This window comes from Pseudoalteromonas sp. CNC9-20 (assembly GCF_022347875.1).
In the GTDB taxonomy this organism is placed as follows: domain Bacteria; phylum Pseudomonadota; class Gammaproteobacteria; order Enterobacterales; family Alteromonadaceae; genus Pseudoalteromonas; species Pseudoalteromonas ruthenica.
In genome coordinates this window covers 66,955-85,316 of record NZ_JAKRFS010000006.1, presented here as the reverse complement: position 1 = coordinate 85,316, position 18,362 = coordinate 66,955, and the positions used below count along the sequence as shown (strand labels likewise).

Here is an 18,362-nt window from a genome sequence, read left to right as displayed (position 1 = left end):
TTGTTTATGACACAACCCAAAAATTAAAATCATTGAACTATCAAGTGTCGTAGCAACCCTAACTAGCGCATCGATGGATAGACGCTTTTAGCTCGGCGGTCACTCATTCTTCGCTATTTTGGCCAAGCTTAATCCGGCCATTATGCCTGTGTCAGCACTCATATTCATACAACAAGGAGGTTTTATGTTCACTTTAGAAGTGTTTGTTACTTATACATTTGCATGTTTATTGCTCGTCATCTCGCCAGGCCCTGATAACTTGCTCGCGATTGGTCGAGGCTTAAGTCAGGGGAGGTTGGCGGCGGTAGTGTCAGGGCTGTCTTCTGGAGCGGGTATCTTATTTCATGTTGTCGCCGCAACTTTTGGACTAACGCTTCTAATTCAAACCTCGGAAGTAGCATTTTACGTCGTGAAACTTCTTGGTGCTGCATATTTAATTTGGTTGGGTATAAAGGTTCTTCGTTCGAGGAATCTGTTCTCATTAGAGCCCGTGAAAAGGCAGTCTTTGAAAGTTATTTTGTCAACGGGTTTTCTATCAGCAGCGCTCAATCCAAAGCCCGGCATGTTTGTTCTTGCTTTCATACCTCAGTTTGTGAATCCAAACTTTGGGTCAGTGACAATTCAAATGTTAGGCTATGGGGTCTGGTTTGCGGTATTAACAGCAGTAGGCTTCAGCTTAATGGGGGTTTTCTCGTCTCAGTTGTCCGGGTGGTTCAGAAATAAACCTAAACTTGTGTCAGGGCTCAATATTGGCGCAGGCATAACATTTGTCTCGTCAGGGTTAGCGGTGGCTTTTATGAAGCAGCGATAATCCAACTACTCACTTAGTATTTAAGAATAATTCGCAATGCTTGTCGTTTTTACTTCTCTTAGAGTGTAGGTAAGTGTTGCTCACACCCTAATGCGGCATTACCACCACTCTCTAGTGGCACAAATGCGACTGTCAGACTTGATTGAATTCTGTTAATCGAACAATCGAACCTAACTGATGAACCTTTATTCACTTCCCCCTTGGCGTTAGCAAAAGGAGTTTATGAGTACGCATAAGTACCATAAATGGGTATATTTGTTATTCAAATGTAAACTTATGTAAATGTCATAACCCATTGTATAGCATGGGCTTATTTGTAAATCTCAATACTTAATGCTTAATTATCGAACATTTGTTAATTGAAAATTTATATTTGTATGATTATTCTGCGTTCCAAAATAACTAATAACGGAACGTATCATGCGGTGGATATTTTTAGCGCTTATCAGCGTGAGTGCAGGTGCACTTCTTTGGATTTATCTTGGGCAGCAAGGCCCAAGTACTCATCATAACGCAACAATCGAAACAGCCGAGCAGCAACCTCCTGTTGCACAAATATCAATACACAAACAAGCGGTCACTGAACCGAAAAGCAGTCCCCAACCTTTGTTAAAGACACCAGCGAAGCACGATAAGCATCAGCCTACTGACTTTGGTGTTGCCTCGGTCAATAAGGTATCGAAAACCGCGCAAGCAAAGCTGCAAGAGGCGGGCGTGATCCCAACAGACTTACGCAATGAAGCCTATGTGGAATTTGACCTGAGCGCGTTGCGTGCTCTTGAAGCCGGTGACACTTTTGAACTGATGATACCGCAAACTCAAGAGAGCTTTGTTGCTGAAGTAAATAACGTCAGTGTCGCTGAAAATGGCGATAGGAGTGTGTTTGGTGCGGTAACAGGGGCAGGGGGGCGTTTTCATACCACGGTATTAACTGTTGGAAAAGACGCCGTCTATGGTCAGCTGACGGCACCCAGTGGCAATTATGTTTTTGAATCGAAAAACGAGCATGGATGGATAGCGGCAAAACGCGATCTTTATCGCCAGCACCAAGAGCAAGAGGTGCATGCAAGTAGTCACCAAGCTGACGCCAACCCGGAAAATTTCAATCCTCAATTTACAACCACCCCCACTAACTAAAAATAAGGGAACAATAATGAAAAAACTCGTAAAATCAGCGCTTATTGCAAGTGCTATGGGTGCGTCAATGGCGCAAGCAGCGACGATTGATATTGGTATTTTGTATACTGATGAAGCAGCAGCGGCTACAGGTAATATTAATACAAAGATCAATCAGTTGATTGCTTTTGCGAATCAGGTTTACAGTCAAAACGGTATTGATCTACAGCTTCGTGTTGCTGGCCAGCAAAACCTAGGTAATTACAGTATCAGCCCCTCAAGCAGTTGGTTGAACTCAGTGACCAATGCTTCGAGTATTCAAAACCTGCGTAATAGCTGGGGAGCCGATATGATGGCTGTGCTAGGTAAAGGTGCGGGCTCGAATGGTTATATTACCTGCGGTATTGCTTGGGTAGGCCAAGGCAGCAGTGCTTCTGGTAACTTATATGCGTCTACCTCAAACAACATGTATAGCATTACCGCAGTGGACTGTGGAGCAACCACCTTTGTTCATGAACTAGGACATAATCAAGGCTTGGCCCATTCACGCAAACAAGGCGATACCAGTGGCGGTGTGTATGTCGATGGCATGGGTCACGGCGTTGATAATCAATTTGCCAGCATTATGGCCTACCCACATGTATTTGGCAGTGCCACGCAATATGATTACTTTGCCAATCCAAACTGGAGTGTAAACGGTCTGCCTTACGGCATAACTGGGCAAGCGTATGCCTGGAAAACCGTGGAAGCAACGAAAAACAGTATCGCCAACTTTAAATAGTATTCCCCCTGAATGAGGAGCACCACTGTGGTGCTCTTTTTTATCACTGCCGTTAATCGCATCAGGTTGCCAATCGTTATCCAAGCGCCCATAGTATTTGGCGAATAATAACAAAATCCCTAGGCCATAAACGGAGAGCCTCATGAAGTCTATACTTTATACATTCGCAGCACTGAGTGCTTTAGCAGCGCAACCTGCTATGGCTGACGATGAACCCTTTGCCATTGCTATCCATGGTGGTGCTGGCACCATCGAAAAAGCCCGCTTCACTGCGGAGCAAGAAAAAGCCTATCGCGATAAACTCAAGCAGGCGGTTGAAGCCGGCTACCAAGTATTAGCGCAAGGAGGTGAAAGCCTAGATGCAGTCAATGCGGCGATCAACGTACTGGAAGATTCTCCTTATTTCAATGCCGGCAAGGGAGCCGTTTACACCTATGAAGGCACTCATGAGCTCGATGCCTCGATCATGGATGGACGTACGCGCCAAGCTGGTGCCGTAGCTGGAGTAAAGCACATTAAAAACCCTATTAACTTGGCACGCTTAGTAATGACGGACTCTGTTCATGTGCTGCTCAGCGGTGCTGGGGCTGAAGCATTTGCTCAGCAGCAGGGGGTGGAGAAGGTTGATAACAGTTATTTTGATACGGAGCATCGTTATGAAGCCTTGCTCAAAGCAAAACAAAAATTAGATAAAGCCAAGCCTGCTAGTCAAGACTACCAAGCTCGTCATCAAGCGTTACCAACATCCTATAAAATGGGTACAGTTGGCGCCGTAGCTTTGGATAAACACGGTAATATGGCAGCGGGTACATCAACAGGAGGCATGACGGCGAAGCGCTTTGGTCGTATTGGTGATTCACCGATCATCGGCGCGGGTACATTCGCCGACAATGAGTCTTGTGCAGTTTCAGCAACCGGCCACGGTGAGTTTTTCATCCGTTATCAAGTAGCGAGCGACATTTGCGCACGTGTGCAATATCAGCAAAAAAGCATAGCGCAGGCGGGTAAAGAAGTTATTTTTGGACCCATGTTTGACGCTGGTGGAACTGGGGGAGTCATCATTGTTGATGGCAAAGGGAACATCAGCATGCCGTTTAATACCAAAGGTATGTATCGCGCTAGCAAGTCATCAACCAGTGACACCTATGTAGCGATTTTTAAAGACGAATAAATCCTTCAAAGATATAAGCAATTTTGTAAACGCCAACTATAGTTAGCTATGTTGGCGTTTACTTATTTGGGGGTGCCTATGCAATCAATCAAAGTCGCTGATTATTACAACCATAGACCAGTAAAATTCAAAGCCACTATGCCGATTGAAACGGCTGTGGAGAGGCTATTACAAAGCGGCCAAACCGGAGGACCTGTTGTCGACGACCTCGGAACCATCATCGGTTTCGTGTCGGAGCAGGATTGCTTACAACATATGTTGACATCCACTTACCAAAATGAAGCACATACAGTTGTTGGTGATGTTATGACCAAAGAGCCACTGTGCGTGACGCCAGAGGAGAGTGTGATGACACTCGCCGAAAATATGAAAGTTGATAAGCCGAAAATGTATCCGGTATGTGATGAACAAGGTAAGTTACTCGGGATTATCACCCGCGCGCACATCCTACTGGCGTTGGATAAGCATCTGCATTGTAATTATACGTCCGGACATCGATTTGTTTAGTGTTGCTGTAGGCTCTGACTAATAGCCAAAAAGGCCCAGCCATCGGCATTCAGAGCTTAATACCCGGTACACTTGGCGCTCATAGTTTGCTAAGCTTAGCGACCATTTTTAAGTCGTTAATTAGGGGCCTGAGTGTCAGCAAGCAAGCCGTTGTATGGTAAACTCTCCGAGTGTTTGAAAAAGGATCAGTTTGTATTAAAAAGGCGCCTGCAAGGCGCTGATAAGATTTCCGACTCCGAGAAGCAACAAAGCGTACTGGCCAAAATTGAGCAGGCGATAGAGCACAGCATCAGCCAGCGCGCACAACGCCTTGAACAACTGCCAAAGCCGCAATTCCCAGCGGCCCTGCCGGTTAGCGATAAACGTGAAGACATAAAAGCGGCAATAGCGAAGCACCAAGTGGTGATAGTCGCCGGTGAGACCGGTTCGGGTAAGACGACTCAGCTGCCGAAGATTTGCTTAGAGTTAGGCCGTGGCGTTGAGGGCTTGATTGGCCACACTCAACCACGTCGATTAGCCGCTCGCAGTGTAGCAGCGCGTATTGCCGAAGAACTCTATAGCGAAATCGGCGAAACCGTCGGTTTTAAAATACGCTTTAGCGACCAGGTCAGTGAACGCAGCTACATTAAGCTGATGACCGACGGTATCTTACTTGCAGAGATACAAAACGACCGCTACTTGAATCAATACGACACTATTATTATCGATGAGGCGCACGAGCGCAGTTTAAACATCGACTTTATCCTTGGTTATTTAAAGAACCTGCTACCCAAGCGCCCGGATCTTAAAGTAATTATCACCTCAGCGACCATCGACCCAGAGCGTTTCTCTCGCCACTTCAATGACGCCCCAATCATTGAAGTCTCCGGGCGTACATATCCCGTTGAAGTACGTTATCGGCCCTTAACCGAGATACAAGGCAGTGACGACAACCAAGATGAGAATGATCAACTGCAGGGTATTTTTGATGCTGTAGATGAGCTCTACAGCGAAGGCCCTGGCGATATTTTGATTTTCATGAATGGTGAGCGCGAAATTCGGGATACCGCCGATGCCTTGAGCAAGCGCAACTTAAAGCATACCGAAGTGCTGCCTTTGTATGCGCGATTATCCAATGCCGAACAAAATCGCATATTCCACCCCGGTAATAAACGCCGTATTGTGCTCGCCACGAATGTGGCCGAAACCTCACTTACGGTGCCTGGGATCCGCTATGTCATAGACCCAGGTACGGCGCGTATTAGCCGCTATAGTTACCGCACTAAAGTCCAGCGCCTACCTATTGAGGCGGTGTCGCAAGCCAGTGCCAATCAACGTAAGGGGCGGTGTGGCCGGGTTGAAGCAGGGGTGTGTATACGTTTATACAGCGAAGAAGACTTTCTTGGTCGTCCAGAATTTACTGACCCAGAGATTCTACGTACTAACTTGGCGTCGGTCATTTTGCAAATGCTGGGTTTGGGGCTTGGTGATATTAGCCAATTCCCTTTTGTACAGCCGCCGGATAGCCGCAACATCAACGATGGTGTGCGCCTGCTTGAAGAGCTCGAAGCAGTGCAAGCGAGCAAATATAAAGGGCAGACCAAGCTCACTAAGTTGGGGCGCGACCTAGCGCGCTTACCACTGGACCCTCGGTTAGCGAAGATGGTGCTCAGCAGTGTCTCCATGGGGGCAATGCGTGAAGTAATAGTGATTGCGGCGGCGTTAGCTATCCAAGATCCCAGAGAGCGCCCGCAAGAGAAAAAAGCCAAGGCCGATGAGCTGCATGCGCGCTTCGATGATGAGCATTCTGATTTCATCGCGTTCTTGAATTTGTGGCATTATTTGGAGCAGCAACAGCAAGCGCTCACCAACAATCAATTCCGCAGGTTATGCCAAAAAGAGTTTCTGGCATATATGCGTATTCGTGAGTGGCAAGATATTGTTTATCAAGTCACGACGATTTGTAACGAAATGGGCCTAAAGGACAGTAACAACGAGCCTGAACATGAGGCGATACATCAGGCGCTGTTGAGCGGGTTACTCAGCCATATAGGCCAAAAAGACGAAAAGAATGCGTTTTATCAGGGCGCACGCAATAGTCAGTTTCATATTTTTCCAGGCTCCAACCTGTTTAAAAAGCGCCCCAAGTGGGTGATGTCTGCCGAGCTGGTGGAAACCTCCAAGTTATATGCTCGCATCAATGCCAAAATTGACGTCAGTTGGCTGGCGCCCCTAGCACAGCACTTGGTGAAACGCAGTTACAGTGAACCGCACTGGCAGAAAAAAGCCGGCGCAGTGATCGCCTTTGAACAACAAACTCTGTATGGCCTCACTATCGTGGCGCGTAAGCGCAGTCAGTACGATAAAATTGACCCGGCCCTTAGCCGAGAAATATTTATTCGCACAGCCTTGGTCGAGCAAGAGCTCGGCGCCAGTGAAGCGTTTTTGCAAGTTAACCGTGAGCTTATCGAAGAAGTTCAAGATTTAGAGAACAAGGCACGCCGACGCGATATTTTAGTGGACGAGCAAGCGCTGTTTGATTTCTATGACCAGCACATCCCTAGTGATATATGTAATCGTGTTAGCTTCTTGAAGTGGTACAAAGAACAAAAGCGTCACAAAAAACGCTTTTTGTTCATGCGCAAAGAAGACCTGATGCAGCACGGGGCCACTGAGATCACGGCGGATAACTACCCGGATGTGTGGATGCAAGGCAACCTAGTGCTGCCGTTGCAATATAACTTTGAACCCGGGCAAGACGTCGATGGGGTGGCGGTGCAAATTCCCTTGGCGCTGCTCAACCAAGTCAGCGGCGAAGGTTTTGATTGGCATATTCCGGCGCTGCGCCATGAGTTGGTGTGCGCTCTTATCAAATCATTACCGAAAACCCAACGTCGCAACTTTGTGCCGGCACCGAATTACGCGGACGCGGTGCTCAGCTCTGTAGAGCCACTGCAAGGGTCGTTGCGTGAGGCGCTGGCGCTGCGCCTATTTCGCATGACCGGGGCCAAAGTGGACGCTGAGGACTTTGATACTAGCGCCTTGGATGAGCACCTGCGCATGGCGTTTGAAGTGCGTGATGATAAGGGTAAGTTAGTGGCCCGTGGTTATGACTTAGAGGCCTTAAAAACACAACTTGCGGATAAAGTGAGTAATACCCTATCGCAGGTCGCGGATAAGGGCATTGAGCGCGAAGGCTTAGTGGAATGGCAATTTGACTCTTTACCTCAGTCCTATGTGAAAAAACAAGGCCAATACGAGGTCAAAGCCTTTGTTGCCTTGGTCGACAAAAAAGACAGCACGGCGATTGAGCTATTCGATTCACCAAGCAAAGCATCTGCAGCGCACCAGATGGGTCTGCGACGCATGGTGCTTTTGAATATTCCTTCGCCAATTAAGTATTTGCAGCAGAATTTACCGAATAAAGCCAAACTAGGTTTGTATTTTAACCCCTTTGGTAAAGTGCAATTGCTGATTGATGATTGTATCGCCGCTGGGGTTGATAAGCTTCTGGAGCAATGCGGGGAAATCCGAGACGCCGAAGCGTTTAATAAAGCCAAAGAGTTTATTCGCGGCGAACTGGGCGACACTGTGGTGGCGATCGCTTTGCAAGTGGAGCAGGTGTTGAGTTTGGCCCACGGTATCCATAAGCGTATGCGTGGCAAAGTGGACTTAACCATGATCACCGCTCACGGTGATATTAAAAGCCAATTGGAAAGCCTCGTCTTTAAAGGTTTCGTTAGCCATCATGGGGCGCATAAAATGGCCGATTTATGCCGTTATATGAAAGCCATAGATAAACGTTTGGAAAAACTACCGGTGGACCCTAACCGCGACCGCTTGTGTACCCTTGAGCTGGATAAAGTAGCGCAGGCGTACCATAAGTGTTTGGCCAAACACCCTAAAGGCGAGCCCCAGCCGCCGGCCTTGCAAGCGCTGTTTTGGATGCAGCAAGAGCTACGTGTATCGTTATTCGCGCAAACGCTGGGAACCCCTTATCCGGTTTCTGCAAAACGGGTGTTGAACGCAATTAATGACTATCTCGCCGAGAGTTAACTTGCATTCGCGCTAAGCTGAGGTAACTTTATATTATTAGAGTGGTTCAGGTGCTCGCCGACAAGGATAGGGAATAAGTTGAATAATCACGGCAAAGCTAAGCTATTAGTAGTCGATGACGAATATTTTAATTTTACACTGTATGCTCAAGCACTTGGTCAACAGTACCAATTGCAGTATGTTGATTCGGGCAAGCAGTGCCTGAACGAGGCCATCAATCAGCATCCGGACGCCATCATGCTCGATGTGTGTATGCCGGGGCTTGATGGCTTCGACACCTGTCGTATGTTAAAAAACACCCCAGAAACGCAAGATATTCCGGTGTTGATGATCTCCGGACTCGAATCCCCCCATGCCAAGCAACAAGGGTACGCCGCTGGCTGTGATGCCTACTTCGTAAAACCATTATCTTTCAATGAGTTATTGGATAGCTTGCAAACCCTTATTTAATCCGAGTATGCTGCCTATAGCAACACATGTTTCGCCCGTTTAAATGGGCTTTGTGGTGCGACCCCAACTGCGGCATGCGTAGGTAGGTATTGATAGGCCTGCGATCGGCTGCTGTAAAGCACAAAAGGAGAACAACAATGCTTTATGACGACGATAAGCGCGGCTTTATGCGTATGATGGTGAATGCTCAAGCAAAGCTTGAGGTATCACACAATGATAAATATTTGCAGTTAACGGCAACCTGCCGCGACTTGAGCGCCACTGGCATGCAGTTATTGGTTGATGAACCCATCGACCCGGGTGCCACAGTAAAAGTGGATATCAACTCACCCGATGGGTCGGTGCCGCCACTTAAAGCGCTGACCCAGGTCGTGCGTTGTACGCAAGACGACCAGGGACAGTACTGCATTGGTGTGGAAATGCTCGATATTAATTAAGATAAAGCGTTAATACACTTTGCAGATCAGCCCCTTGAGGTAAAAGCCTTCAGGGTAAGCGCCTCCGATAGGGTGATCGGCGGCCTGATTTAAGCGCTCGACAATGAGTAACTCTCTATTGGCGTCTAGGGCAGCATCGGCGACCACTTTTTGAAATAAGTTTTGCTCCATGAGTCCTGAACACGAAAACGTCAGTAAAGTGCCGCCTGGCTTAAGCAGCTGCATCGCCAACATATTGATATCCTTATAGCCTCGGCATGCGCCGTTGAGCTGCGCCTTTGAGTCGGCAAACTTGGGTGGATCCATGACGATGGTATCAAAGGTGCGTCCTTCGCTGCGGTATTCACGAAGTAACTTAAATACGTCTTGTTTGACAAACTCAGCGCGTCCCAAGTCTAAGTCATTGTGCTGCACATTGCGCTTGGCAATATCAAGGGCTTGCTGTGATACATCGACATTGATCACCTTAGAGCAGCCACCGCGCAAGGCATATAAACCAAACGTGCCGGTGTAACAAAAGCAATTTAATACTTCCTTATCTTTGGAGAAGCGCTCTAGGGCGGCGCGGCTGTCTCGTTGGTCGAGATAAAAGCCGGTTTTATGGCCTTGCAGAATATCTACCTCGCAGGTGAGGCCATTTTCTTTTATCAACACCGGGTGCTCTGGCGCCGTGCCAGACAGCACGCCGGTTGTTGGCGCTAATCCTTCTTTTTTACGCACCTCGACATCTGAGCGTTCGTAAACATGACAAGAAGGGAACAGTTCCACTAACGCGGCGACTATCTCACCTTTGTGACGCTCTGCACCGGCACTTAACAACTGACAGACTAAGTAGTTATCAAATTTATCTATTGTTACTCCAGGAAGGCCGTCAGATTCACCGGCACACAGGCGGAAACCGGTTAACTGGCCTTCGTCAATAGTTAGCTGGCGGGCATCAAGAGCCCGAGCTAAACGGCGATAGAAGAACGCCTGGTCGATAGATTCTTTCTCGTCAAAGCTCCATACCCGAGCGCGAATTTGTGACTGTGGGCTATAAGCGGCCGTAGCCAAGTATGTTCCCTGACTGTCGTAAACGGTGACCGTGTCACCTAGGCCGAGGTTGCCTTTGGTTTTCTTAATTGCTTTTGAAAAGATCCACGGGTGTTTACGTTTCAGTGATTTTTCGCGTCCTGCTTGAAGATAAATCGCACCGGCCATTAAGCCTCCTAATAATTCCTAGAGTGAGTATGTTGAAGCTGCTGTGCTCTGAGGCAGTTGAATACCCACCGCAAGGCATGTTGACACGCTAGGTCGTTGGTTTGAGAGGCGCTATTCTAGGCATCTTAAGGCGCTTTCTCAAATTAATTTTGCCAATAGCCGATGAGTGATTTATTGTCATCACATAAACTCTTAATAATGAATACTATGCAAGAAATCGAACAACAATGTCGCGATTTTATTCTCAGTTGCGGTAGCGCCGACTCAGCTCATGACATTACGCATATTGAACGCGTTGTGCAGGTGGCGAAAACTTTGTGTGAACAGGAGCATGCCAAGATTGAAGTGGTGCTGCCTGCGGCGTGGCTGCACGATTGTGTTGCGGTGGCGAAAAACCATCCGGACAGAGCGAAGGCATCGACCATGGCAGCCGACAAGGCGTTAAGCTTTTTGCACAGTATCCATTATGACAGTCGCTATTTCGATGCTATTCACCATGCTATTGTCGCCCATAGCTTTAGTGCCAATGTCACACCCACCACTTTAGAAGCGCAAATAGTACAAGATGCCGACCGTATGGATGCCCTTGGCGCAGTGGGAGTGAGTCGCTGCATGAAGGTAGGCGGGGCGATTTGTCGTGGCTTATATCACCCCCAGGATCCGTTTTGTAAGAACCGCCAAGCTGATGACAGTAAATACACCCTTGATCACTTTTTTGTGAAGTTATTGCACATAGGTCAGAGCATGAACACGGCCAGTGCTCGATATGAAGCACATAAGCGCACGCAGTACATGCACGATTTCTTACGCCAACTCGGCGAAGAGATAGGTATTGCCTATGAGTAACCCACCGTTATTGCGTGGCGTACACCATTGCCATATACAAGTGCATGATATTGAGGTTGCATTGGCGTTTTATCGTCAAGTAATGGGTTTTGATATCGTCCCCGAGCTGGCTTTTTGGTTTGAACAGCAACACGATGGACCGCTTATGCTGCAAGATCAGGCAAAGTCGATTTGCTTGGCTTTATTTGTTGGTGATAAAAAAAGCAACGGCATCGCGTTTCGTTGCGATGCGTTAGCCTTTGTGCACTGGCAACAGCACCTGCACGATTGCGATATCAAGGTCACGCGAGCCGATCATCAGGTATCTTGGTCATTGTACTTTCGTGATCCCAGCGGCAATGTCCATGAAATTACCTGTTATGAATATGAGGCCGTTGCTGAGCTGCTCTAGCTTGGATATTGTGCTTTAACAGCAAGAATATCGTCCAAACAAGCCATAAAAATATCCACCAGTTCGGGGTCAAAGTGCTTGCCTTTCTCTTCTTGAAGTAACTGCACGGCTTTGTCGATTGGCCAAGGTTCTTTGTATGGCCGCTTCGAAGTTAGTGCGTCGAATACATCGGCAATGGCACATATACGGCCCTCTATGGAGATCTCTTCGCCTTGTAAGCCATTTGGGTAGCCGTTGCCATCAAAGCGCTCATGGTGCTCAAGAGCAAGTCGATGGGCAAGTTGGATTAATGCAGAGCTTGAACCTGCCAAGATATCCGCACCAATGCTGGCATGAGTTTGCATTTGCCGGTATTCGTCTTGATCCAAGCGCCCAGGTTTAAGAAGAATATTATCGGGGATACCGATTTTGCCAATATCATGCATTGGCGCCGCGAGTAGCAACGACTCGGCATGGGCCTCATTAAAGCCATAAGCGCGCGCGATGATGTGGCAATAACGACTCATGCGAATTATGTGTTGTCCGGTTTCATTGTCTTTGTACTCGGCTGCATGACTCAGGCGTTGGATCAATTCAAGTTGCGCGGCTTTGAGTAAGTCAGCTTGCACTAAAGACAAATGATTTTTAACCCGCGCTTTGACGATTGCTGGGCTGATTGGCTTAGTAATGTAATCAACCGCGCCTTTGGCAAAGCCTTGCGTTTCATCTACTTCGTCTTGCATGGCGGTCACAAAAATAACCGGAATAGCCTGCGTACTTGGCCGTTGCTTTAACTGTTCACATACTTCAAAGCCAGACATATCCGGCATCATAACATCAAGTAAAATGAGCGCGGGTTGCTTGCTATGAGCTAATTCCAAAGCTTGAGGCCCTGATTTTGCAAATATAAGGCGATAGTCGTTTCCTAATACTTGATTTAAAACCTTAAGGTTCGTCGGCTCATCATCTACAGCTAGGAGAGTCGGCTTTTGTGTCTCAATCATGTTGCACACTCTGCAGTTGCTCAAGTAATTGCTCAATAGCGGCTTTTGCCGCCGCAAATTCGAATTCGTTAATGAGATTCGCGATATCCATTACTTGTTTATGCCATTGTTGTGGCGTTGCCGCAATAAGTTGTTCACTGTGTTCACTATCATATTCAAAGTTATCGCATAACTGCGCAACCTCCCGCAATAATTGCTTAAAGTCCTCGTCGCTATGGTGATTACTCACGACTTTGCTAGGCGCGTCAGTATGGTTTTGCAGATATTGATAGAGCTCATCAATACAGCTGAATAGGGCAAACCGATGAGGGTCTTGAACCTGCTTTTGTCGTTCAATCGACTTTAATGTATCGGCTAATTTGGGCAGGGCTAGATTACCGGCTAACCCTTTTAATGTATGCACGTCAACAAGCTGATCGGCGCTGAGCTGATCATATTTACTCAGTGTTCGCAGCTGCTCATTGCGCTGCGCATAAAAGTGCTTTAGTTCCTTAAGATAGTGCGCTTTTGAACCCCACAGCTCAGCTCCTTGGGCTTCATTGACCAGCTGTTGGCTGTCGTGGGCGGTGGCGTTAGTTTGTGCGAACACATGTGCAACCAAGTCGATATCGAGAACGCGGGCTATTTCCGTTAGTAAATCGCTCAGCACCACAGGTTTACTGGCAAAACCGTTCATTCCAGCGGCTTTAGCCGCTTCACGGTCACTGCCCATGACACTGGCCGTTAAAGCAATAACAGGCGTTGTAGCAACCTTGTTGTGCTGCTCATATTGACGCAATTGTCGGGTTGCTTGGAGACCATCACATTTGGGCATATGAATATCCATCAACACAATGTCATAGCTATTACTTGTGGCCAGTTGCACTGCTTGCTCGCCGTCATCAGCGGCCTCTACTTGATGACCGAGTTTAGTTAGGCGTAGTTGCAGTAGCTCGCGGTTTTGCGGTACATCATCAGCCACCAGTATTCGCAATTTAGGCATTTCGCTAAGTGGGGTCAATGAGCTCTGCTCATTAACGTGCTCGCCCGCCACCTGTTTTAGGGGCAGGGTAAAGTAAAATGTACTGCCTTGGCCCAAGGTGCTGGTGACGCCTATATCCCCGCCCATAAGTTGAACGAGCTGGCGGCTAATGGTAGTGCCTAGACCGGTGCCGCCAAAACGCCGCGTGGTACTGTCGTCTGCTTGCTCGAAAGGATTGAAAATAGCACTCACCCGCTCGGGGGCGATACCAATGCCAGTATCAACCACCTCAAAATAGACACCTTGATTATCGCCGCGAACATTGATAGTGACACTGCCTTGCTCGGTAAATTTTACTGCGTTGCCGATTAAGTTGACTAATACTTGGCGTAAGCGCTGCGGATCGCCGCGATAGTGCTCACCGAGGTTACTATCCATATTCAGGGCAACCGAGAGCTGCTTATGTTCAGCACTGTGATAAAAGCTGGAGACCACAGAGTCGACGAGAGCCAGCAAATTAAAGGGCACTGATTCAATACTCACTTTACCTTGCTCAAGCTTGGCCGAGTCTAAAATATCATTGAGTAAATGCAATAAAGAGCGTGCAGATTGCAATACGTTGGTGAGTTGCTGACGCTGCTGTTTATTCAATGGACTATCTAGCAGCACTTCAGAGAAGCCAATGATGGAGTTCATGGGCGTGCGTATTTCATGACTCATGTTGGCTAAAAAGGCTTGCTTTGTCTCCGCTGCAGCTTCGGCTTTCTCTTTCGCTTTTACAAGCTCTTGCTCCATTTGTTGGCGTTCACTGATATCGACCAATACGCCTGCAATGAAAAGCTCTTCTCCTTCGGTATGCTCAAATGTTCCCTTATCAATCACCCATTTACGGCTGCCATCGCGACACTGTATTTGGTATTCAAAAGAGTAGTGTTTTTTTCCTTGTGCAAGTGCGCTGTATATTTGCTCGCGCACATAGTCGCTATGCTGCGCAGAGATAAGCATGTCAAAATTAACACTGCCGTCGATAAACTGCTGGTCATCATAGCCGGTTAATTGTTTTACGATGGGGCTAATGTAGAGCATGCTCCAATGCTTATCTAAACGGCAGCGAAAAGCCACGCCGGGCATATTAGTTAACAAAGTGCGATAATGACGCTCTTGTTGGGCAAGCTGGTTTTGCATCGCCTTTTGCGCGCTCAAGTCAGTAATAAAACCTACAAACATGCGCTTTTGTCCGGGAATAGCGACTTCACCAACCCCCAGACGAATGGGGATCAGCGCGCCATTTTTATGTTCGGCGTTGACCTCACGTCCAGAACCAATAATGTTTTTAATGCCGGTACTTTGGTAGGCACTTAAGTAATTATCGTGTTGATTGGCGATCTCTTGTGGCATCAGCATTTTTACGTTTTCGCCAATCACTTCATCGCGATGATACCCGAGTATACGTTCGGCTCCGGCGTTGAAGCTCAGTACTTGGCCTTTCGCGCTAATGGTAATAATGCCATCGACGGCGGTATTGAGGACCGCTTCAAGGCGTGATTGAGTGATAAGTTGTTGCTGAAGGGCCAAGCGATAGCGCATCACACTGTGTAATAAAGCGATGAGACCACTGAGCAAGAGGCTTACAATAGCAATACTTAGAGCGAGATCGGTTACATGGCTATTATCGGTGAGCTGACTGTACACCGGGGATTGGGCCACAAATCGTGCCGCTTGCATCCCGGTATAATGCATGCCAGAGACTGCGCAGCCCATAACAATGGCGCTGAGAATACGATAACCGGTTTGCCCTAGAGTGCTGCGTCCTGTGGGTTGTAAATATAAATGAGCGGCTAGGCCGAGCCATGCGAGAATAACCGCCACTAATACAGAGACAACAAACCAAAGTGGGTCATAGCCTAGCATTGGCCCTAGGCGCATGGCGGCCATACCCGTGTAATGCATAATCCCTATGCCGGCGCCCAACAGCAGGGCACTGAGCGCAAGCTTGGCTCGAGATGGATTGTTCGTACTGAGTAAATGGAACCCTAAGGCAGTGGCTAAAAAGACAGGGATGAATGACACCACCGTCACTGTGAAATCATAGTCGACGCTGACGCATAGGCTGAATGCCAGCATTCCGATAAAGTGCATGCTCCACACGCCAGCGGCAAAAGCGGCGGCACTTGCTGGCAGTGCCATGCGATAAAATGGGGTGTGGCGTTGTTGTTGAGCAAATTCCCTTAATTGCAGCGCAAAGAAAGATGCAAAAATAGCAACAGTGACCGACAGTAACACTAAGGCCCAATCATAGCTGCCATTAACCAGCAATTCGGGAGCAGGGTCGGTGATAAAAAATTGAGAAAGCATAAAGTACTTCGATACTCCAACAACGGATGCCAAGTGGCAATCACAGCCTAGCACAGTGAAAAACCACGTGTCGCGCACAAAATTGAAAGCGCCCTGTATCTTACAATGACACTGATTGTTCTATCAGCGCAGCGTCGGCTGAGTTTAGTTATTTATGAGTGCGCTGCAAGCTTACCCAAGGGCGTAATTACGGTATCATATTAGTAGCGGTGCAAAGGATGTACTTAATGTTAGCACATTGTTTGGCAAACCCTTTTAGTTCAAGTAATTACAACAAAGGTTTAATATGAGTAGGCAATATGATGTGCACTACAGCCGTCGACGAACGCTCGCTTTGGTGGTCAAAAATCAGCAAGTGAGTGTGAAAGCGCCTTATGGGGCATGTCGTGATTTCATTGCAGACTTCGTTGAGAGCAAACAGGCGTGGATAAACAAACAATTACATAAGCAATCTGATATTGAAGCGGCAAGGTATAACCCTTGGCTACATCGTCGCATTATGTTTTTCGGTGAATTACGTGCAATAGAGGTAAGCGAGAGCTCACTTAAGCAGACAGATAACCAATCGATAAACATCGTAATCAGTAAGCGAGTGAAGCATCGCCAGCGCTATTTTAATCAACAGCTATTGGCACTGATGCACGATGAATTATCTGATCACTTATCGGCCCGCATAATGCGGTGGCAAAAGGTGATGAATATCGCCGCTAACGGCATTAGTGTTAAAGTGTACAAGCGTCGTTGGGGCAGTTGCGATTCGCGCGGTGAGTTATGTTTTAATACCTTGTTGGCAGGAGCTCCGCATTGGGTTATTGACTATGTCATTGTTCACGAGCTGGCGCACCGTGTACATATGGATCACAGCCATCAATTTTGGGCACTGGTTAATGGCTACTACGAGCATACCGACCAAGCGCGATTATGGCTTAAAGAGAATGCACATCTGTTGGATTTTGTACGATAGAAAAGTGGTGGAGGGAGCTGGATTCGAACCAGCGAAGGCAATGCCGTCAGATTTACAGTCTGATCCCTTTGGCCGCTCGGGAACCCCTCCGATAGAATGATGTGTGTTGTTAAGTGGTGGAGGGAGCTGGATTCGAACCAGCGAAGGCAATGCCGTCAGATTTACAGTCTGATCCCTTTGGCCGCTCGGGAACCCCTCCTAAACAACGGCGGCGATAATAGCAAACTCAGAGTCCAAGTAAAGAAAAAAACTAAAGAAAGCTGAAAAAAGGCCGATAACTGCTTAGAAGTAATTCAGGTTGAATAAAGTTTATGCAAGTTAAGCCCGTCATTCGTAACGAACTACAAATGGACTCGCAATTATGTCGCAGTGTCCATGAGGCCCGTCGTGGAGACTTTGCTTGGCTGTTAGCATCATTATCAGCAGATGCACTCGATTTTGCCCAGTTTCACCTTCCCAAATCGGAACTAGAATCTCACCAAGTGGATGAGCAGCAGTTGCGATTACAGTTGGGCGCTGCGCCTGCAAAACCAACGGCATTACCGGATTACCACATAGATAGAGCTCAGCATGACAGGGCATTATTGGCGCAAAGCTCAATGACAACTCTGCGCTTAAAAGAGTGTCTAACCCCCGAGCCTTTGGCAGTGCGAGACGACAAAACCTATGTTCCACTACTTATAATTGATAATTGCGATCCGAGCGTACAGGCAAAACATCATCGCCAATATGAGCCACTGAACGAGCCGCAAATGGATAGTGCAGCCTTTTACGATCAACTTGTGGATATAAATAAGTCCTCGTCTTTAGCACACGCGTAATGGCCTGCGCATAATGGCGCTTGGCCAGTCAGAGCGCGCTAATCAGGGGGCAATAGCAGGGGAGAGCCAAGGGGTTCTTGTACTAATTAAGCGAATACCTAAAGCTGCCACCGGGCGGCGGCATCACATCAAGGCATACAGCATTTTTTGAATTTATTGCCACTTAAGCATGGGCAGAGATCGTTGCGTTTAAGCTTTATATCAGCGGCTTCAAACAACCGCCCGCTGTCGTATTTCCACTGGTGGTGGCGTTGAATGAACTGTGAGCGTTCATGAATACAGTGAAGGGTGTCAGCAATGATGTAAAAAGCCTTAAATTCAACATAGGCCAAAGCATCGCCAGGCTCATAATCCATTATGTGTAAGCGCACAAAACGCGCAGCTTGGGCAAATTCAGCCACTTCCTCTCTGGGGTTTTGTTCTAGGGCTTTCTCTGAGCAGGTAAAACATAAGTAATCAATAGCTTGTTCACAAAATGCACTATAACGAGAGCGCATCAGGCTCTGGGCGTCGGGGGCATCAATAGCTCTACT

The 18,362-nt window shown here is 47.6% G+C and carries 16 protein-coding genes and 2 tRNA genes; 12 read left to right on the top strand and 6 right to left on the bottom strand.

Annotated elements, in window-relative coordinates:
* Positions 1 to 184: 184 nt before the first annotated feature.
* The 8 genes from MHM89_RS14965 to MHM89_RS14930 all read left to right on the top strand — a co-directional run bounded on the left by MHM89_RS14965 (position 185) and on the right by MHM89_RS14930 (position 9,308).
* A complete protein-coding gene (locus MHM89_RS14965) occupies positions 185 to 811 on the top strand; it encodes a LysE family translocator (protein ID WP_239409132.1) in 627 nt (208 codons plus the stop codon).
* Positions 812 to 1,231: 420 nt separating this feature from the next.
* Complete coding sequence (locus MHM89_RS14960; protein ID WP_239409131.1) at positions 1,232 to 1,948, top strand: hypothetical protein; 717 nt, start codon at positions 1,232 to 1,234, stop codon at positions 1,946 to 1,948.
* A gap of 16 nt (positions 1,949 to 1,964) precedes the next feature.
* Positions 1,965 to 2,708: a reprolysin-like metallopeptidase gene (locus tag MHM89_RS14955; protein WP_239409130.1), complete on the top strand. Its 744-nt coding sequence runs from the start codon at positions 1,965 to 1,967 to the stop codon at positions 2,706 to 2,708.
* A gap of 142 nt (positions 2,709 to 2,850) precedes the next feature.
* On the top strand, positions 2,851 to 3,879 hold the full coding sequence (locus MHM89_RS14950; protein WP_138548910.1) for an isoaspartyl peptidase/L-asparaginase: 1,029 nt from the start codon (positions 2,851 to 2,853) through the stop codon (positions 3,877 to 3,879).
* A 78-nt stretch (positions 3,880 to 3,957) separates the two neighbouring features.
* Positions 3,958 to 4,386 (top strand): CBS domain-containing protein, encoded by a 429-nt coding sequence (locus MHM89_RS14945; protein WP_026110983.1) that lies wholly within the window; start codon positions 3,958 to 3,960, stop codon positions 4,384 to 4,386.
* Between the two features lie 132 nt (positions 4,387 to 4,518).
* Entirely contained in the window at positions 4,519 to 8,421 is a 3,903-nt protein-coding gene (gene hrpA / locus MHM89_RS14940) for an ATP-dependent RNA helicase HrpA (RefSeq protein ID WP_239409129.1), read from the top strand.
* Between the two features lie 78 nt (positions 8,422 to 8,499).
* Positions 8,500 to 8,871 carry a response regulator gene (locus MHM89_RS14935; RefSeq protein ID WP_022944034.1) on the top strand — a complete coding sequence of 124 codons (372 nt, stop codon included), beginning with the start codon at positions 8,500 to 8,502 and terminating at the stop codon, positions 8,869 to 8,871.
* 137 nt (positions 8,872 to 9,008) lie between these two features.
* Positions 9,009 to 9,308, top strand: coding sequence for a PilZ domain-containing protein (locus tag MHM89_RS14930; RefSeq protein ID WP_022944035.1), 300 nt, complete (start codon positions 9,009 to 9,011; stop codon positions 9,306 to 9,308).
* A gap of 9 nt (positions 9,309 to 9,317) precedes the next feature.
* Here MHM89_RS14930 and MHM89_RS14925 read toward each other — a convergent pair whose 3' ends face one another.
* Complete coding sequence (locus MHM89_RS14925) at positions 9,318 to 10,508, bottom strand: class I SAM-dependent methyltransferase (RefSeq protein WP_239409128.1); 1,191 nt, start codon at positions 10,506 to 10,508, stop codon at positions 9,318 to 9,320.
* A gap of 162 nt (positions 10,509 to 10,670) precedes the next feature.
* Between MHM89_RS14925 and MHM89_RS14920 the strand changes: the two genes are divergently transcribed.
* Positions 10,671 to 11,354 carry an HD domain-containing protein gene (locus MHM89_RS14920; protein WP_053911592.1) on the top strand — a complete coding sequence of 228 codons (684 nt, stop codon included), beginning with the start codon at positions 10,671 to 10,673 and terminating at the stop codon, positions 11,352 to 11,354.
* Complete coding sequence (locus MHM89_RS14915) at positions 11,347 to 11,745, top strand: VOC family protein (protein WP_022944038.1); 399 nt, start codon at positions 11,347 to 11,349, stop codon at positions 11,743 to 11,745. Before MHM89_RS14920 ends, MHM89_RS14915 begins: the two co-directional genes overlap by 8 nt.
* On the opposite strand, the gene MHM89_RS14910 is transcribed toward MHM89_RS14915, so the two are convergent.
* On the bottom strand, positions 11,742 to 12,728 hold the full coding sequence (locus tag MHM89_RS14910) for a two-component system response regulator (protein WP_045978097.1): 987 nt from the start codon (positions 12,726 to 12,728) through the stop codon (positions 11,742 to 11,744). The genes MHM89_RS14915 and MHM89_RS14910 overlap by 4 nt on opposite strands.
* Positions 12,721 to 16,044, bottom strand: a complete 3,324-nt coding sequence (locus MHM89_RS14905) for an MHYT domain-containing protein (protein ID WP_239409127.1) — start codon at positions 16,042 to 16,044, stop codon at positions 12,721 to 12,723. Before MHM89_RS14905 ends, MHM89_RS14910 begins: the two co-directional genes overlap by 8 nt.
* A gap of 286 nt (positions 16,045 to 16,330) precedes the next feature.
* Between MHM89_RS14905 and MHM89_RS14900 the strand changes: the two genes are divergently transcribed.
* Positions 16,331 to 17,008, top strand: coding sequence for a YgjP-like metallopeptidase domain-containing protein (locus MHM89_RS14900; RefSeq protein ID WP_239409126.1), 678 nt, complete (start codon positions 16,331 to 16,333; stop codon positions 17,006 to 17,008).
* 5 nt (positions 17,009 to 17,013) lie between these two features.
* On the opposite strand, the gene MHM89_RS14895 is transcribed toward MHM89_RS14900, so the two are convergent.
* Positions 17,014 to 17,098 (bottom strand) — tRNA-Tyr (locus tag MHM89_RS14895).
* Positions 17,099 to 17,122: 24 nt separating this feature from the next.
* Positions 17,123 to 17,207, bottom strand: a tRNA-Tyr gene (locus MHM89_RS14890).
* A gap of 112 nt (positions 17,208 to 17,319) precedes the next feature.
* Here MHM89_RS14890 and MHM89_RS14885 point away from each other — a divergent pair.
* Positions 17,320 to 17,829: a VC2046/SO_2500 family protein gene (locus MHM89_RS14885; protein ID WP_239409125.1), complete on the top strand. Its 510-nt coding sequence runs from the start codon at positions 17,320 to 17,322 to the stop codon at positions 17,827 to 17,829.
* A gap of 128 nt (positions 17,830 to 17,957) precedes the next feature.
* On the opposite strand, the gene MHM89_RS14880 is transcribed toward MHM89_RS14885, so the two are convergent.
* Positions 17,958 to 18,326 carry a YchJ family metal-binding protein gene (locus MHM89_RS14880; RefSeq protein WP_239409124.1) on the bottom strand — a complete coding sequence of 123 codons (369 nt, stop codon included), beginning with the start codon at positions 18,324 to 18,326 and terminating at the stop codon, positions 17,958 to 17,960.
* Between the last annotated feature and the right edge of the window lie 36 nt (positions 18,327 to 18,362).

Coding starts and splice junctions, on each gene's coding strand:
- MHM89_RS14960 (WP_239409131.1), top strand. CDS start 1,232: ATGCGGTGGATATTTTTAGCGCTTATCAGCGTGAGTGCAGGTGCACTT.
- MHM89_RS14950 (WP_138548910.1), top strand. CDS start 2,851: ATGAAGTCTATACTTTATACATTCGCAGCACTGAGTGCTTTAGCAGCG.
- MHM89_RS14900 (WP_239409126.1), top strand. CDS start 16,331: ATGAGTAGGCAATATGATGTGCACTACAGCCGTCGACGAACGCTCGCT.
- MHM89_RS14910 (WP_045978097.1), bottom strand. CDS start 12,728: ATGATTGAGACACAAAAGCCGACTCTCCTAGCTGTAGATGATGAGCCG.
- MHM89_RS14955 (WP_239409130.1), top strand. CDS start 1,965: ATGAAAAAACTCGTAAAATCAGCGCTTATTGCAAGTGCTATGGGTGCG.
- MHM89_RS14930 (WP_022944035.1), top strand. CDS start 9,009: ATGCTTTATGACGACGATAAGCGCGGCTTTATGCGTATGATGGTGAAT.
- MHM89_RS14905 (WP_239409127.1), bottom strand. CDS start 16,044: ATGCTTTCTCAATTTTTTATCACCGACCCTGCTCCCGAATTGCTGGTT.
- MHM89_RS14920 (WP_053911592.1), top strand. CDS start 10,671: ATGAGTGATTTATTGTCATCACATAAACTCTTAATAATGAATACTATG.
- MHM89_RS14880 (WP_239409124.1), bottom strand. CDS start 18,326: ATGCGCTCTCGTTATAGTGCATTTTGTGAACAAGCTATTGATTACTTA.
- MHM89_RS14945 (WP_026110983.1), top strand. CDS start 3,958: ATGCAATCAATCAAAGTCGCTGATTATTACAACCATAGACCAGTAAAA.
- MHM89_RS14915 (WP_022944038.1), top strand. CDS start 11,347: ATGAGTAACCCACCGTTATTGCGTGGCGTACACCATTGCCATATACAA.
- MHM89_RS14925 (WP_239409128.1), bottom strand. CDS start 10,508: ATGGCCGGTGCGATTTATCTTCAAGCAGGACGCGAAAAATCACTGAAA.
- MHM89_RS14965 (WP_239409132.1), top strand. CDS start 185: ATGTTCACTTTAGAAGTGTTTGTTACTTATACATTTGCATGTTTATTG.
- MHM89_RS14885 (WP_239409125.1), top strand. CDS start 17,320: ATGCAAGTTAAGCCCGTCATTCGTAACGAACTACAAATGGACTCGCAA.